Origin of the sequence: Sphingobacterium puteale (assembly GCF_050986225.1) — a bacterium.
In the GTDB taxonomy this organism is placed as follows: domain Bacteria; phylum Bacteroidota; class Bacteroidia; order Sphingobacteriales; family Sphingobacteriaceae; genus Sphingobacterium; species Sphingobacterium puteale.
This window is the reverse complement of record NZ_CP158959.1, coordinates 3,171,093-3,187,133: the sequence shown is the minus strand read 5'-3', so window position 1 is coordinate 3,187,133 and position 16,041 is coordinate 3,171,093. Positions and strand designations below refer to the sequence as shown.

Here is a 16,041-nt window from a genome sequence, read left to right as displayed (position 1 = left end):
TCTAATATTAGGAGCCGAAAAGTCTCTGCCACCACGTCCGCACCGTTTTTGGCGAGCCGCTGTTATGTGCAGTAATTTTTTCCTCTTTCATTATTGCTGTCACGTCCTTAATTAAACCGTCCACCATTGGTGAAAAATTTCTGTACTTTTTATATTGAACTTTTATAATATGATATGAATTTTTAGCTATCTCATCTGATGAGCTGTTGGTTCTAATAATTATTCTGCAAAGTTGTTCAATACAATCTCTTATCATATTGCGGTTATCTGTTCCTTTTATTACGCCCTCAAGGATTTCAAAAGCTTTATTAATTTCACCAGTCTCAACATATAACTCTGCCAATTGTCGATTGTAAATGTCGGTTAGAAAATCTTTATCATTTTTTTTGAGTGTCAATTTATAAGCTTCAATCTCTAAAGCCTTGTCGTTTACATACTTCGCGTATGTCCTATATAAACTTAGTTCTTCATAAGTCCACGCTCTTTCTTGATTGATCCATTCAGGTAGTTTCTTCAAAAATAGTTCTCTTTCATTTGTGGAATAGAGAAAATACAGTTCGTCCTGAATTGGTGATTTGTAACATCTGAAATAGGACTTCTTCATTTCTTTCCAATCGTCAATGTCTACCTGCGAATAAATACAACTTTCTTCCGCTTCTCCAATATACTTTAACAGTTCTGTTTTCTTTGGGTTGTCCGCTGTTTTTAAATATTGGTAGGTTTCTTTAATCCCTGCCGAAACCAAATATTCTCCGTCAAATCCAATTCCGCTGTCAAAATCAATATTTTTAGCTTCAAGAAACAACCATACGATTTCGGGAGAATTGAAAAGTGTCAGAATGAAGGCACAGAAATATAAATTATCAACATCACCGTCTTTCCCATATTTTCGCCATTCCTTTTCTTCTGCAAAAAGATATTTTACAATATCATAGTCCGTCTGTTTAAGATCATTGTAAATTGCAATATTTAGTCTTAATCGGTCAAAGTGTTTTGAATCTATGGCGTCTTTGTCAAAGCGATAATTGTCCAAGAGTTTTGGGTTCTGTCGGACTAAGTCGAGTTCAGTTTTATATTTTGCTACTACTGTCACGCTGCCTTGGTATTATTGTGCATCAATCTCAAATATACGCAATCCAGCAAATTAGAAACAAAATACCTTTTAACGTATCAAAAATAAAAACGTCTATTTCTTCTAACGGGTTCATATGGAGTTTCAAATTCATGTGTTATCAAGGTACAAAAAGGTATGATAATTATCATTACTGGGTTATATATTTTGTCTATTTAAATCCTCTTTTGTAAATTCATCAACTTGTTAGCCATATTCCTTAGAAATTTAAAAGATGACCACTAAAAACGGCTATTACTTATGTTTCATAATGGAAGAAATTTATTTTTTATTTGATGGAATTGATTATTTATTGTGGAATCCAAGCGAGCGGAAAAAGTTCTTTTTACAAAGAAAATCATTTTAATAGCCATGTTCGGATTTCGATGGATCTCCTGAATACGCGTAATAAGGAAGAGCGGTTTATAAAAACTTGTCTTGAAACACAACAGGCCTTTGTCATAGATAATACAAATCCGACGAAAGCAGATCGAGCAAAGTATATTCAACTCGCTAAAACACATAAATACAAAATAATAGGATACTACTTTAGCTCTAGCCTTCAGTCCTCGCTGGAAAGAAATAGTACGAGAATAAATAAAGAAAGAATTCCCGATATCGGCATTCGCGGTACGCATAAGAAGTTACAGATACCTGCTCTTGACGAAGGCTTTGACAAATTATATTATGTTTCCTTAGATGCAGGCATATTTACCATTAAAGACTGGCAAAATGAAATTTGATGATCTAGATAAAAAATTACGTATTTATGAGACATATCAGGACAGGCAGGTCCTACCTGGAATGTATATGGTCGCGCGAATAGATGGTCGGAACTTCACGAAGCTGACAAAGGAAAAACATGATTTCCAAGCACCTTTCGACGAGCGGTTTAGGGATATGATGGTAGAAACCGTAAAGCATCTCATGTGCTGTGGGTTTAATATTATTTATGGATTTACGGAAAGCGATGAAATCTCTCTACTATTTCATTTACGTGAGAATACATTCGGACGAAAAACCAGAAAATTGATTTCTATCATGGCAGGTGAAGCAAGTGCGAAATTCTCATCTATGCTAGGTGATGTTGCTGCATTCGATTGTCGGATATCTGAATTGCCAAATGCGCTACTCGTCGAGGATTATTTCAGATGGCGGAATGAAGATGCTCACCGTAATGCGTTAAATGCACATTGTTACTGGAATCTAAGGCAAAACGGTCATAATAAAAACGAGGCCACCAAACGAATTGAAGGCCTTAGCGTTTCAATGAAGAACGAGTTGCTCCATACCTATGGTGTAAATTTCAATGACCTGCCGAACTGGCAAAAAAGAGGAATTGGAATATATTGGGAAAATGTGAAATCAACAGGTGTTAATCCTTTGTCGAATGAAACAGTTGAGGTTATCCGAAGACAATTGACCACCGATATGGAGCTGCCTATGGGGGATGCTTATAATCGTTATATCGCTGAGCTGATTCAAAGGAATGAAGCCTAATGAACCAGAATATGTAGGCAATATTTGAACATGTTTCAAAAAACTATATAATATCCACTATGTTTCCTATAGATCGCGAGTTTAAAATTGTCTATGCATTATACATACTGCTGTTCTGCTATATTATCTATCGGATTTTAATAGGCGGTAAAGGCGAAAAAGTTCGACTGATATTCATTGTGTCAATTGGCATTGTATCTAATGTTTTTCTATATATAGACCCCGTTAATTTTCAAGGTGGAGCATCATTAGGCGTGCGATTTTACTCATTAATTATTTGGTTGTTAACCGCCCTAGTAACAGTTGTCAATTGTATTTTTTCAAATTGGAAGAAGAAAACTTAGCCATTATAATTATGGAAAAAGAAAAACAAGATTACATTATAAACCACTACATTCATTTGATGTCCCCAAAAGAAAAGCTTGCTTATAAACATGCGCATTCACTTTTAAAGATCGATCAAAATGAGGATATTGATAAAATAAAGAGAGTTTACTTTAAAGCTGGATGGCTAACCGAAGACGAAAATGCACTAAGTTTAGTGAATAATGGTCTAGAGAAATTTAATGAAGATACTGCAGCGCGTATCATGCGTGATCATGCTGCTGAAATATTTTTTAATTATTGTCCCAACTGTGGAAAGCTGGCCAGGACTCCAACGGCAAAACAATGTCGTTTTTGTTATTATGACTGGCATTGAATTGACTAATATAATGCACAATGAAAATCCACATCGTTAGCGATCTGCACAGAGAATTTGGATACAACGATTTCAATCATGAATATTATAAAGGAGCCTATCCGAAAACACTATACAAAATCAAAGATGCAGCAAGTACTCAAATATCCATGTGTTGAAAAATGAATCTTTGGAAATCGACCACGTTTGTTTCCATGGCTGTACACTCTGGACTGATTTCTCCTTAAAGGGCAATCCTGCTGCATATGGGGCGCTATGCCAAAGCCGGATGAACGATTACAATTTTATCCGATTGACTTTATAATCAATACGACACTATTAATGGGAAATTACCTATTGAGTATGGTCTTCAATTTGGGAAGATCCATTTCATTCAATCCGATATAAGAAGATGTCAATACTAACCTTGATTTGAATGCTTGTGGTAATTCATTTAATGATTTATCATCATCTATAATGATCATTTGCTCCGGAAGGATATTTTGACGCGCAATCTGACCTAATACCTGATCTTTCCGTGTAAAGCGATGATTTAAGTGTTGGTTTACATCATCCAACAACGTAAGCGAACCTATTCTAATATCTCTATCAAAAAACATTTTTTTCCATTCTGCTATTGTGTATCTAAAACGGTGCGAGCTAGAAAGGATAATTTGATCTTCCTCTGCAATGAATATAGTATTGAATGTTTCAACAGCTGTACTACTGAATATATAAAAGCCATCGGTTGCCTGCTCTACCGACCTATGTGGATTGGCGTGTACCATGACACCGTCTATATCTAAAAAGAAAATCATACTACACGAATCTAATAATTAATTTGGCACTTCCACTCCACCGGTTTGCGATTTAATAATAAAAAAATATTAACCTTAGATGGATAGTCCAGCCTAATTTTGTAAATTCAACGTATAAGCCATAGTATGAAACAGTTCATAAAACTATTCCACATTTCTGCCCTTACTATCCTCGTTACTGGGTGCAAGGATCCATCTCCCACAAAGACAATGGATTTTGGTCTATTTACGATTGAAGTTCCTTATAAATGGCAGCAGGTCAAACAAGATGGAATCGACAGTTATGTCGGTGCAATTGCTGTAGACAACACGGATACACTTTACTTCGATCTGGGTATGTATTCAAATACGTTGACAGAACATAATATAGAAATCATTACGAGACAAATGATGGAGGAAAGCGCAACAGACTCTTCTGACTATATTATTGTAAAAGATATGCCGATACTGGATTTAGATCTCGATGCCGATCTGTACAGAAAACAGAATGTATCCTGGGATACCATTGATAACAGAAGAGCCAAAATTGTATTTCCGAGAATGTCCGGAAAAGGAATGACCGGAGTGTACATCGGCAGTCTATGGGGAAATGCTTCGAAAGTCCGATTTAATCTTTGTGGTGTAGATCTAAAAACGCGAACAGAACAGGATCTTCTTAAAGCGATAAAAACATTGAGATTCCATAAACGTAATATTGGTAATGAAGAGAATTAACGCTCCCCTATTTGTACATCTCTGTTTTATGATACTGACCTTTTATGCGGCATTAACAGAAGGTGATTGGCTGAGGTATTTTACGAAGAATTTAAATTTTAACCTGATTATCTTTGGATTGCAAGTTGCAGGACTTATTTATGCAGGATATCTACAGGCGCAAAGAAATAGAAAGATTTTCTCCATATTCTGGCCAGCATTGATTGGATTGATCATACTTATATCGTGTGTACTCATCACGGGAAATTATCAGTTTAATACCAATATAAATATCACGATTTTATGGCTGATTCCTGAGGCTTATTACATAGCATATGATGTTTTAATAGCTTATCTCATCAAGGGAATCCCGCTCCCATTGAATATAAATTGGCAATTTCCAGCGAAATGCAGCTATGTTATTCTCTCAGCCATATTTCCCTTGATCGGATATACTGTATTTAAATTGAAAAGAGTAGGATCAACATGTAAATAGGAATCTATGGAAGATAATTGGAGTAAATATGGTCTTACACATATCGCTTATGATGAATCTTGTATTCCATTAATCGATCAATTAAGGAGGCATCATACTGGCGGGATTACTTGTGAGCTTTTAGATGGTTCGCGCTAAATTTATCCTCCAATCCAAAAAGTCTAAATATATATTAGATGCAAAATGATACTTTTATAACGATAAAACTCACTGCAAATGACTGACCAGATCGAAAAATTTTTTAATGCATATTTGACTAAAGGAGCACGTTCCGTTTACACGGAAGATATTCCAAAAGAGATGATGGCGTCCGAGGTCGACGAAGATGAATGGTATGAGTGGAAACTTATTCCAGGAACATTTACTCCTGAGGATTACAAAAGAGTGGCGACGCAATTTGGTGTTACGTTACCTGAAAGCTTTATTGAATGGCATAAGCGCTATTTCTTTGCCGACTGTGATTGTTCAATCGTCAGACTCCCCCACTCCTTGCCTTCCCAACCGCTTGCGGAAATAATAACTAATCTTGACTGGTACATACCTGAACAGCTCATCCCACTTGGCCTGATCCCGTTTGCGAGTGAAGGTAATGATACGGGACCACTGGTATTTGATACGAGAGGCTCCGTAGAAACAAATGATTATCCGATCAGAGTCTACGACCATGAATATGATGGTGAACTCGACGGATTGAGCGAAATTATCTTTTCATCATTCGACAAGATGTTGGCATGCTTAACCCATTTTCTAAACGAAACTAATACAAGAAAACATTTTGAAGTAATCCCTGACTTTTATGCTATCGACCCAGACGGCGCGGGAGCTGCTGGTCGACCATATTGGGAAAGCTGGATAGTAATGGGCAGGGCGAACTTCGAGGAATTTGGATATTAAAGTCTGATTCCAATAAATGAAATCGTAGCATATTATGAAGGAAACTCTTTTAGTATTGGATTTGGATGAGACATTGTTGTACGCCACAAAAGATAGGTTGATACAGCAGGAAGACTTTGTTGTTGGTCAGTATTATGTATATGTCCGTCCAAATTTAGACTATTTTTTATCAGAGATGGCTGGGGATTTTAAACTGGCCATTTGGAGCTCAGCGGATGATACTTATGTGAATGAGCTCGTGGAAAAAATAAAACCAGCTGCCGTCAATTTTGAGTTTGTCTGGGGACGATCTCGCACGACAAAAAAACGGATGAGTGTGACTGATGAATACTATTACGTAAAAAGGTTATCCAAAGTAAAACGCAACGGCTTCTTATTGGAAAGAACGCTTATAATAGATGACACCGCTGAAAAATCAATATTGAACTATGGCAATGCAATCCAAATAGCCGAATTTACAGGGAACGATAACGATGATGAGTTACTCCTATTGGCTTCCTATTTAAAGAAGTTTAGAAATGTTGAAAATGTCCGAAAAATCGACAAAAGATATTGGAGGAATCAAGATATGTCCAGATAATAACCTTTATTAAACTCGCAAATTTTAATTGTGCTCAATGTTTCATTTTGTAAGAAATTTTCAATATTATTTGCCTTTAAATGATCCCTTTTGACAAGTTTAAATTTAATTGTGCCATAGTATGGTTGCTAATTTTACTCCTGTTAATATTATTACAAAAGAAATGAAAATTTATAACTTTAAGTTTAATACAGATTATCATCAGTTTTACATTGAAGATGGCAATGATGAAAGCAAAGGAAATGCCGCATCAAATGAGTTTTGGAATGAGAATGCTTTTAATGCGAGACTTGCACTAACAAACAGAGTTATTGGTGTGGGTGTGGAAAGTTTTGGCAATGATATCAAAGGTGATATAGCAATACTAGAAAAGCCTAGGAATGATACAGATTACGAGAAATACGATCATATAGTAGAAGGAGGAATTGATCTTCAATCTGGTGAGCTCCAGGTATTAGACTGTCCATATCACAAAATACAGTTATCCATAAAGGTAATTCCAGGGAGATATAGAGTCCGAGTTTATTCTTCTAATTTGGGCAGTGTAAAGGATCCTGGGGTTGCTAACGACTCAGATAATGATTATTACCATATCGAAATTTGGAAAGATGAAGAAATGGAGCGAAAAGTTTTAAAACAGTACACAAGATCCTTTCAATAAATAAACAGATTTTTTTAGCATAAAATATATTGCGGCTGTCCCACATGCGGTTTAGGGCTAAGGTATAAATTGGCAAAGATGGATACTTACGTGAAACCACAACTGATTTAATCAATAATCCCAATTAAGGGCACAAAAGCCACGCAATTCGGCACGGAGATAATTTTTGATAAGATAGCTGTAGGAAATCTTGTGAGGACTTGTATAGCTGTCCTTAGCGTAACTTTTTATATATTAGTTTCACAAAAACAGTTGTTACCTGCAATGCAGAGAAAAACCATTCTATGACAAAAATAACAAATATTAATCAAGGCGAAATAGAATTAGTTCCGTTATGCAAGACAGAAGACAGAAAACCTTTAAGATAGCTGCAATTATAAAACCTTAGAGTTTTTCGACCTCTTCGACTGAAAGTCCTGTGCCCTTAGCGATATCAGCTATTGGTAATCCCATTTCCTTAAATGCTTTAGCAGTCTCAAGCGCTTTTTTGCGCTCCCCTTCTGCCAGACCTTTAGCTTTACCTTCTGCCAGACCTTTAGCTTTACCTTCCGCCAGACCTTTAGCTTTACCTTCCGCCAAACCTTTAGCGTGACCTAAAGCTTCTCCGGATTTCATGGCCGAATTGAATACGCTCTCCGCATCGCGCTTATGTTTTAAACTTGCTTCGTATGACATGAGTTCCTCCTCCGTTAATTTACCTATCTCTCCTATCTCAAAGATAAGACCAAATATTCTTTTATCCAAAAATGATGGCAATCTATCCATAGTACTCAAGTGCTTAAGTAAGTACAACCACTGATCCATAACTGTCTTTAGTTCTTCCGGCTGTTTATTAAATAATGGAAGCGAAATCATCTTATACCCCAATTTATCATAAAATATTTCTTTGGTCAATTTGTCACACAGCGCCACATCATAGAAATAAGGGCGCTCTGTGACACGGGATATACCAGAACTTCCGTTTCTATCCATGTCAAACTCCAAAATACCAATAAAGTAAACCTCCGGTAGGTAATAATCGCTACCCTTCTTGCCTCGCGCTAATTGTTTATTGATGAGACGTGAGGTATAATACACCGCGCGGTCCTTAAAAAATTCTTGAAAGAGCTGCTGCATCTCAATGATAAAAACCTCACCATCACTGCCGATACAATGTAAATCAAATACAACACGACGCATTTCCTCATAGTCGCCATCTTGTTCTACAGGCTTATATCTTAGATCCGAAATTATCTTCTCTCCATGAAATAGACTATTGAGAAACTCAATTAGTAAGATTTTGTTGTCTTCTCTACCAAAGTAAAATTTCCAACCGAAATCGGTACGCGGATCTACATACTTACCCAAATGTTTTTTTGATTTAGCCATAATATTTATTAATTGGTTATCAAACAAATATACAATAATAAATTTAAAAATACTAACATAATTAGCAAAAACACGAACCGGAAAGTAATTTATATTGATAATCAATCGCACGAGCTGAAAAGTTACAGACAGACTAGTCTTTATCAAATTTTATGAGTTACTTAGTATGTCTTAAATTAGGACCATAGCCTAGTAAATAATATCGATTATGTATAAATTACTTTTAATCACTTTCTTACCCCTTGTTGTCTTATAGCAGCTCCGCGCATTATCCTATAACGCTGCAGATAAAATACAAAACGCGTATTCTTATGCGTATATAGGATTATAAGATCACAGCACTAAAAATGCAAGGCCATAGCCAAAATGCATTGCCGCAGGTTACCGGGTGTGATAAAACCCCTACCTCCATAATAATAACGGGTATTAAATAAATTTTCGGCGGTCAATTTACATTGAAATTGCTTGAAAACATAACCTATATTACCATTACAAAGTGTATAAGCGTCGGTATAAAAACTTCCAGCATTTGTACTGTTAATAATCAGATCCTGACCAACATAATTCCCTCCTAATCCGGCACTCCACTTACTGTCTTTATTTGCCGGTAGTTCATAGCTAGCATACCAGGTGAAAGACCATTTTGGACCAGCATTTACAGGCCTTAATCCCTGAACGGCAGCATCAGCAACCGTTAACTTACTAGCATTGTAAGCTCCCCCCGCATGGATAAAAAAATTGGCCAAGGGTTCGGACTGTATATCGAGTTCTACACCACGACTATACTGTTTTCCTCCTTGAATATATTTCGTGGCATCCGCTGGATCTGTAATCACCGAATTGCGTACCCTAATATCATAGTAGCTCAGAGTAAGATCAAGTGCATTGTTAGGAACCGCTATTTTGACACCGGACTCGAACTGGTTTCCGTATTGGGGTTTAAAATTATATAGAATGCCGTTGGCACTTGTAGGTGCGAGATTTTGAAATCCGCTCATATAATTTCCAAAAACTGTTATAATTTTTGGAATAACCTGATAAGTCAGACCTATTTTAGGCGTGATGGACGACTGTTTATAATCGGCTGTGGTAACGGCAGTCAACAGATCTTTTGTGCCAAAATTGATCAATCTATCGTACCTGGCGCTAAGCATCAGCGTCAATGCATCGGTGGGTTTGATGACATCTGAAATGTAGGCCGAGTAGCTGTTTTGAGGAGCGACCGAACTATTGGGCTGCTTGGAAAGTACGATACCACGGATCAGGTCTGCATGAAATAAATTTGCTGTAGCCGAAGGATCAGCAATCGATACCGTATCCACATAACCTGCATTTTTATAATTTGCGGCATAGCTATAGCGCTGGTAATCTAGACCGATCAGTAATTTATTGTCCCAGTCCCCTATCTTAAAATTGCCAATAAAGTTCTGTTGAACCTGATAGTTACTGATATCCTCGGATTCATAGTGTAATATCTTCCTTGCTACCGCAGTATTATTGTCGAGCAGCAGGTTTGTCTGATAATCGCCATTTGATGTACTGTTTGTACTGGCGAGGTTTGTTTCAGACTGCCAAGCCGGAGAAATGGCATAACTTATCTTTCCATAAAAATTAAGTGACGATGTTCGCCATAGCAAGCTGTTATTCGTATAAGAACTGAAGTAGTCCAAATGGAGATCTTTAGAACGCTGTACGTTTGTTGCAATGCCGCCGATTAGTGGATTGCTAGGTGTAAACAAAGGATTATTGGTAGTATTTCTGCGCAAGAATTCCGCCTCCATTCTAATCTTAAGGTCAGGACTCAACTGGTAGCTAAAACTTGGTGCCAGAAAAAGGCTTTTGTTCAATCCCTGACCCTGGAAACTCTTTCTGGAGGTATATGTACCAAACATTCTGAACAGGGATTTGTGTGCTGAATCAAGTGCTGTATTTATTTCAACACTGCCGCGATGCAGGGCATTGTTGCCCGCTGCGAGCGAAATAGTTGTAAATGTACTATCCACGGGAATATAGGTGAGTACATTAATCAATCCCCCGAAAGCCATATTTGTACCACCAAACAGGGTACCACTGGGTCCTTTGATTACATCCAGCTGCTGTATATTGCTATTTTCATCGCTATAGTGTAGGTAAGCATTGAGACCATTTCTAAAATTGCTTCTGGTCCGAAATCCACGAATAGTAAAATAAGGTGCAACCCCGGCCCAGCTAGGGGTAACCCCAGCTGCATTTGCCAACATAGCCGTCTGGGTATAATAGTTTCTATTTTTAGTTAGGTTGATACCGACACTTGTTGTGACCTGTGGATTCTCGTAATCAGGTATGTTTATCCGTGCAGACTGATAGCTAGACCTATCTTTCCTAAACTGGGATTTTATAAAAACAGAATCAAGCTGTTTTGGCAGTAGCGTATCAGCATGGGGCGACTGTGCATGGGCGCTAAAAATTGGAAATAGAAGCGTAAAAATTAAAAATGACTTTAAGTATAGCGTTTTCAAGGGTATAATAAATTAAATTTGACCAATATATACCCACAACAGATCTGTTGCCTGTAAGCAAATAGCTCGAGCCATCCTGGTACAGACAACAATCTGATTTTGCGGGTTTGCATAGCTGGGCTTATTTCGCAGCGCTGTTACGCTCTCTCAAATATTCCAAAATAGCTCTGGCTTCCTCCTGCTGCAGTCCTAAGCTAATCATAGGAGAGCTGAAACCTTTGCTCAGCGCTATTGCATCGGCGTCTTTTTCGAGCATAGTAGCGGGATCCAGCATCATATTCATGATCCACTCTGGCGTACGCCGCTTTACAACACCATCCAACGAAGGCCCTACCAAGGTACGTTCGAAATCGTGGCACATGGCACATTTAGACACAAAGAGCTCCAGGCCTTTATTAGCTAGCTGTGCGTCGAATGGTTTGTGTTCGATCGCGCTAACAGGCCCCACTCCTTTGGATCCATCTGATTTAAAATCCAACATGGCTGCTTCTGTTGAAGCTGCCGGTTGGTTTGCTGTTGTACTACTGTTGCTTTCTTTCTTCTTGTCTTCATTTCCACCGCAGGCGATTATCCCGATGATACCGAGACAGCAAAGGATTACGTTGATTCGTTTGTTCATTTTTCTTTATGTTATAGTGATTAAAAACTTTATGAAATATCGGACAGCCAGCAGCCGTCCAATTTTTTTACTTAATAATGTAGACCTGGTATTTGATATCATCCTGATTTGCTTTCTTGCCGTCTTTCCACAGCTCAACGATAATTTCCCATTTGCCAGCCATGGAGAAATTTACTTCTCCTTCATAGTAACCCTGTCCAATGGCTTCCGCATCCTTATTACCCGATGAGCCATGTCCCATAGCTGGCATATTTGTTTTCAGTTTGATGAGGTATCCATCCAACGGTGGAAAATCATGGTGCTCCATCCTACTCATCAGAAATTTGATAGGATGCTTTCCTTGCTTTAGGGTATCCGGCAGCAGATTGGATATAAACACGCGGCTATCATCCCGTGTACCGGAACTCATCGTCCGCATTGTCTTTGCAGCAGATACGGGAAGTTTTAGGGCTATGGTATCCTTTTTCCCTTTCGTTTCAAGGGTTGTATACAAATGCCAACCCGGTCCCATATCCGGTATATCGGCCATGATAAACACCATTGACCCTCGGTACCAGCCCTCGCCTAGGGCAACAGGATGTTCAAAAGGTCCTCCATGCTTCATCAGTCCCATATCCATCTGTGGGTAAAAGTCAAGTGATGAACTATTGAAGGGTTTACCATCTTTGTCCTTTACCTGTAAATAAACCGTATGGTATTTATTGTCAAGTTTAGCGTCGGCATAGACCTTAAATGTCAAGCCATTGTACACGGTATCTGCGATAGCAATTAGGTTGGATTCGTCTGGAATAGCAGGTGTCGCAGCATCATGGGCACCAACATGTTTTTTCTGGGAATTCTGTTGAGTACAGGCAATAGCAGATAGGACAACCGAAAATGCTACGATAAATTTGAAAACTTGTTTTGATAAATTCATTGAATTGTTTTTTGCTATCCTTTATTCAGCAAAAGCTGGATATCGGCTATGATTTTTGGAATTGAATCTGTTTTTGTCCCATCATATACGGCTCTGATCCTATAAGCCGTATCGACAAGTGTAAAAGCACCGCTATGGTCGAATCCTCCCGGAGCATTCGGGTCTTCCTGTGCAAACGAGAAATAACCGTCAGCACCAGCGAGCTTATACAGCTCGGTTTTCGGACCGTTGAGGAAAAGCCAATTGGATGGTGCTCCCAGTTCTGCTGCATACCGCTTCAACACATGGGGTCTGTCGTATTTGGGGTCGACTGTGTGTGATACGATCACGATTCTAGGGTCGTCCGCAAAATGCTTTGCTACTTTAAGTAGATTGCGAGAGGTGATCGGGCAGATCGTAGGACAACGTGTGAAAAAGAAATCAGCTAGGTAGATTTTTCCTTTCAATGTCTTTTTGGACACCATGCTACTGTCCTGATCCAACAGTGTAAAATCAGGTATTGTATGGTATAAAGTATCGATGACCTTAACACCATCCTTATTCCTTTCCATGATATCCCGCTCACCCAAAATAGGCAGAGGACCTGAAGGAGATGATGGCGTACATGCAATAAATTGACATGCCAAAAATGAAAATAAGGTCACAACTATCCCTATACGGGAATATGTGCTCATGAGATTTTGATTTAATTATTATTAACAATTGCAATTGAAAAGGCCACCTCGTCGAATAGCTTATCAATTGCTAACACGTATAAGAATAATTTAAACCAATGGTGGATGGAAAATTGTAAAGGTGGGATTGTAGGAATAATCTTGTTTGTACGCTGGGTAAGACAAACTAATATTATCTTCATTGTTTAAGGAAGACATATCAAAAGAAAAATTGTGGGAGTTGTCGATAAAGACTACGTCAATAATACGGGATTCAAGATTTTTTTGTTCTTTTTCCTCATGTTCGCGCATTTTCTTCATCAATACACACTGCCCACGGCAGGACAGTGCTTTTTCATTAAAGCGATTCACACATTCATTGCGTGCGATATAATCCCTGTTCAATGCAAATACAGACCATAGCCAAACATTTGAGAAACTCTGTAAGAGCATCAATGGCAGTAAAATCCATATGAATTGTTTCGCTTTCATGCTTAATTAATCCGCCAAATATAAAAACGGAAGATGGAATAAACAACCTTATCGAAAAAAGAATTGAAAATTATTAAAAAACGTTATTAAACTATCTATATCTCAGCTTGGGCCAATGGTAACCGGAATGATAAAAGCCGACTTCTACAACATGATAAGATAAACCCAAGGATGTTTCTCAGGTAATTAAGGGAAAAATTTCTATACAAAAATGCTTTATCTTTACCATTGCTAATTCAGATTCTTAAATTACATCACAGAATGAAAAAAATACATGTATGGTTCGGAAAGTTTAAAACGGAGAAAGAATTAAAAAAATATCTGGATCAAAATGGTTTACCAACCGTCCAATCAGTGGCAGAAAATCTTAATGTTACGCCACGCTATCTGAGCGATCTGCTGCGCAACCTAATCGGATTGAATACCCAGCAGTTCATCCACGAAAAAGTAATAACGAAGGCGAAAGAATACTTAACAAAGGATGAACTGACCATCGCTGAAATCGCATATCATCTAGGATTTGAACATCCGCAATCTTTCAATAAACTCTTTAAAAGTAAAACTTCGTTGTCCCCTTCTGACTATAAAAAAAGCTTATTGAATTAACAGGAAGACTGGAAATTAAATTCTGAAAGGAATGTATTGGAAAAACCATAACAGAAAGGGGTAAGATGTTCGTCAAAATGGCAACGAACTCTTCCATTTTGACGAACTTTACCTTCGCACCTTAGTCGATCTTTGTACCAACATAAATTAATAAACAATGAGTTATTGCGACTACATACCTATGATGAAGGAACCCAACCGCAGGCTTCATCAGAATTATCATGACAATCATTACGGATTTCCCATTCATGATGACAATGAGCTTTTTGGTCGCTTGATTATGGAAATAAATCAAGCGGGGTTGAGTTGGGAAACTATCCTTAAAAAAGAGGAAAATTTCCGTAAAGCCTACGATAATTTTGACGTCAAGAAAGTGGCTGCCTATGACGGGTATGATCGCGAAAGGTTGCTGAATGACGCGGGAATTATCCGTAACAAATTAAAAATTAATGCAGCAATTGAAAATGCGAAAACCTTTCTACTTCTGCAAAGGGAATATGGTAGTTTTGAAAAGTGGCTGGAGCACCATCACCCAAAAACCAAAGGAGAATGGGTAAAACTGTTCAAAAAAACATTCCGTTTTACCGGTGGGGAAATCGTCAATGAGTTCTTAATGAGTATTGGCTATCTACCCGGTGCTCACTCCCCCTCCTGCCCTGTGCATAGAACTATATTAGAGACAAATCCAATGTGGGCTAAACAACAGTAATGATATGAATATAAAGACATTTATCAAGAATTTAATTGCTGCGAGCAATGCATTCGATACTGAAAAATATCTTACCATTTATCTGCCGGACGCTGTTTTAGATGACTCTTCGGTAGGTAGAATATTTGAAGGGCATAAAGGAATTCAGCAGTATTTTGATTGCTACTTTATCGGATACAATACACATACGGAACAGGCAGAACTGAAAATAATTGATGAAGCAAATGCTCATTTAGCTGTACAGTTCACAGGAGATTTTTCCGAAGGTAAAATTGAGGGTACCTTTGATTTTAAATTTAAGGAAGGCAAAATAGCCTTTGTAAGGGCAGATTTAATTCATTTATAATAACAACAATAGTAAAGATATGAGTAAAGACAATTTTGATGAAATCATTCGTCGCAGCATGGAAATTAGAAAAAAATACCGTGAACTGGAATTGATGCACCATGGAAGTGAATGGACTGTGGAAGAAGATGCTCTGGCTTATTTAACGGACGCTGGGCTAGTAGGCAGAAACATTATGTCGCAACAACAACGTTGGCCGAAAGCAGGCTCTGAAGCGCAATTGGAACATAAACTTGGTGAAAACATTTGGTGGTTGATTGTCTTGGCGGAAAGATCTGGAATTGATATTCGGAAGGCCGTTGATCAATTTTTAATCAAAACAGAGGCTGCTTTAAAATGAGCAGGTTTCTTAACATGCCCACCTCTAGGTTTGAAAGGTAGATCTAGGGCTCCATTGCTGTG

20 protein-coding genes are annotated in these 16,041 nt (G+C 38.0%); 12 read left to right on the top strand and 8 right to left on the bottom strand.

The window, feature by feature from the left end; translation table 11 throughout:
- Positions 1-7: 7 nt before the first annotated feature.
- On the bottom strand, positions 8-1,093 hold the full coding sequence (locus tag ABTV71_RS13460) for a hypothetical protein (protein WP_433903525.1): 1,086 nt from the start codon (positions 1,091-1,093) through the stop codon (positions 8-10).
- Positions 1,094-1,407: 314 nt separating this feature from the next.
- Between ABTV71_RS13460 and ABTV71_RS13455 the strand changes: the two genes are divergently transcribed.
- The 3 genes from ABTV71_RS13455 (at position 1,408) to ABTV71_RS13445 (ending at position 3,311) form a co-directional block, all read left to right on the top strand.
- A complete protein-coding gene (locus ABTV71_RS13455) occupies positions 1,408-1,854 on the top strand; it encodes an AAA family ATPase (protein ID WP_121124851.1) in 447 nt (148 codons plus the stop codon).
- Positions 1,844-2,611, top strand: coding sequence for a tRNA(His) guanylyltransferase Thg1 family protein (locus ABTV71_RS13450; protein WP_433903524.1), 768 nt, complete (start codon positions 1,844-1,846; stop codon positions 2,609-2,611). The genes ABTV71_RS13455 and ABTV71_RS13450 overlap by 11 nt, the downstream gene beginning before the upstream one ends.
- A 355-nt stretch (positions 2,612-2,966) precedes the next feature.
- Positions 2,967-3,311, top strand: a complete 345-nt coding sequence (locus ABTV71_RS13445; RefSeq protein ID WP_433903523.1) for a hypothetical protein — start codon at positions 2,967-2,969, stop codon at positions 3,309-3,311.
- 329 nt (positions 3,312-3,640) lie between these two features.
- Here ABTV71_RS13445 and ABTV71_RS13440 read toward each other — a convergent pair whose 3' ends face one another.
- Entirely contained in the window at positions 3,641-4,108 is a 468-nt protein-coding gene (locus tag ABTV71_RS13440; protein ID WP_433903522.1) for an HAD domain-containing protein, read from the bottom strand.
- 126 nt (positions 4,109-4,234) lie between these two features.
- Between ABTV71_RS13440 and ABTV71_RS13435 the strand changes: the two genes are divergently transcribed.
- The 5 genes from ABTV71_RS13435 (at position 4,235) to ABTV71_RS13415 (ending at position 7,432) form a co-directional block, all read left to right on the top strand.
- Complete coding sequence (locus ABTV71_RS13435; RefSeq protein WP_433903521.1) at positions 4,235-4,822, top strand: hypothetical protein; 588 nt, start codon at positions 4,235-4,237, stop codon at positions 4,820-4,822.
- Positions 4,809-5,297 carry a hypothetical protein gene (locus tag ABTV71_RS13430; protein ID WP_433903520.1) on the top strand — a complete coding sequence of 163 codons (489 nt, stop codon included), beginning with the start codon at positions 4,809-4,811 and terminating at the stop codon, positions 5,295-5,297. The genes ABTV71_RS13435 and ABTV71_RS13430 overlap by 14 nt, the downstream gene beginning before the upstream one ends.
- A gap of 216 nt (positions 5,298-5,513) precedes the next feature.
- Positions 5,514-6,191 (top strand): SMI1/KNR4 family protein, encoded by a 678-nt coding sequence (locus ABTV71_RS13425; protein ID WP_433903519.1) that lies wholly within the window; start codon positions 5,514-5,516, stop codon positions 6,189-6,191.
- A 34-nt stretch (positions 6,192-6,225) separates the two neighbouring features.
- Positions 6,226-6,771, top strand: coding sequence for an NIF family HAD-type phosphatase (locus ABTV71_RS13420; protein WP_433903518.1), 546 nt, complete (start codon positions 6,226-6,228; stop codon positions 6,769-6,771).
- A gap of 121 nt (positions 6,772-6,892) precedes the next feature.
- Positions 6,893-7,432, top strand: a complete 540-nt coding sequence (locus ABTV71_RS13415) for a hypothetical protein (protein ID WP_433903517.1) — start codon at positions 6,893-6,895, stop codon at positions 7,430-7,432.
- Positions 7,433-7,816: 384 nt separating this feature from the next.
- Here the strand turns inward: ABTV71_RS13415 and ABTV71_RS13410 are convergent, their stop codons facing one another.
- The 6 genes from ABTV71_RS13410 to ABTV71_RS13385 all read right to left on the bottom strand — a co-directional run bounded on the left by ABTV71_RS13410 (position 7,817) and on the right by ABTV71_RS13385 (position 13,978).
- Positions 7,817-8,800 carry an Rpn family recombination-promoting nuclease/putative transposase gene (locus ABTV71_RS13410; protein WP_433903516.1) on the bottom strand — a complete coding sequence of 328 codons (984 nt, stop codon included), beginning with the start codon at positions 8,798-8,800 and terminating at the stop codon, positions 7,817-7,819.
- 341 nt (positions 8,801-9,141) lie between these two features.
- Positions 9,142-11,298: a TonB-dependent siderophore receptor gene (locus ABTV71_RS13405; protein ID WP_433903515.1), complete on the bottom strand. Its 2,157-nt coding sequence runs from the start codon at positions 11,296-11,298 to the stop codon at positions 9,142-9,144.
- A 121-nt stretch (positions 11,299-11,419) separates the two neighbouring features.
- A complete protein-coding gene (locus ABTV71_RS13400; protein ID WP_433903514.1) occupies positions 11,420-11,917 on the bottom strand; it encodes a c-type cytochrome in 498 nt (165 codons plus the stop codon).
- Positions 11,918-11,984: 67 nt separating this feature from the next.
- Positions 11,985-12,833: a FixH family protein gene (locus ABTV71_RS13395; protein ID WP_433903513.1), complete on the bottom strand. Its 849-nt coding sequence runs from the start codon at positions 12,831-12,833 to the stop codon at positions 11,985-11,987.
- A gap of 14 nt (positions 12,834-12,847) precedes the next feature.
- Positions 12,848-13,507 carry an SCO family protein gene (locus ABTV71_RS13390; protein ID WP_433903512.1) on the bottom strand — a complete coding sequence of 220 codons (660 nt, stop codon included), beginning with the start codon at positions 13,505-13,507 and terminating at the stop codon, positions 12,848-12,850.
- A gap of 90 nt (positions 13,508-13,597) precedes the next feature.
- Complete coding sequence (locus ABTV71_RS13385; protein WP_433903511.1) at positions 13,598-13,978, bottom strand: hypothetical protein; 381 nt, start codon at positions 13,976-13,978, stop codon at positions 13,598-13,600.
- Between the two features lie 261 nt (positions 13,979-14,239).
- Here ABTV71_RS13385 and ABTV71_RS13380 point away from each other — a divergent pair, with 261 nt between their 5' ends.
- From ABTV71_RS13380 to ABTV71_RS13365, 4 genes are all read left to right on the top strand, one after another.
- A complete protein-coding gene (locus tag ABTV71_RS13380) occupies positions 14,240-14,584 on the top strand; it encodes a helix-turn-helix domain-containing protein (RefSeq protein ID WP_433903510.1) in 345 nt (114 codons plus the stop codon).
- Positions 14,585-14,741: 157 nt separating this feature from the next.
- On the top strand, positions 14,742-15,293 hold the full coding sequence (locus tag ABTV71_RS13375; RefSeq protein WP_433903509.1) for a DNA-3-methyladenine glycosylase I: 552 nt from the start codon (positions 14,742-14,744) through the stop codon (positions 15,291-15,293).
- Positions 15,294-15,297: 4 nt separating this feature from the next.
- Positions 15,298-15,639: a nuclear transport factor 2 family protein gene (locus ABTV71_RS13370; protein ID WP_433903508.1), complete on the top strand. Its 342-nt coding sequence runs from the start codon at positions 15,298-15,300 to the stop codon at positions 15,637-15,639.
- 19 nt (positions 15,640-15,658) lie between these two features.
- A complete protein-coding gene (locus ABTV71_RS13365; RefSeq protein ID WP_433903507.1) occupies positions 15,659-15,979 on the top strand; it encodes a MazG-like protein in 321 nt (106 codons plus the stop codon).
- Positions 15,980-16,041: the final 62 nt, after the last annotated feature.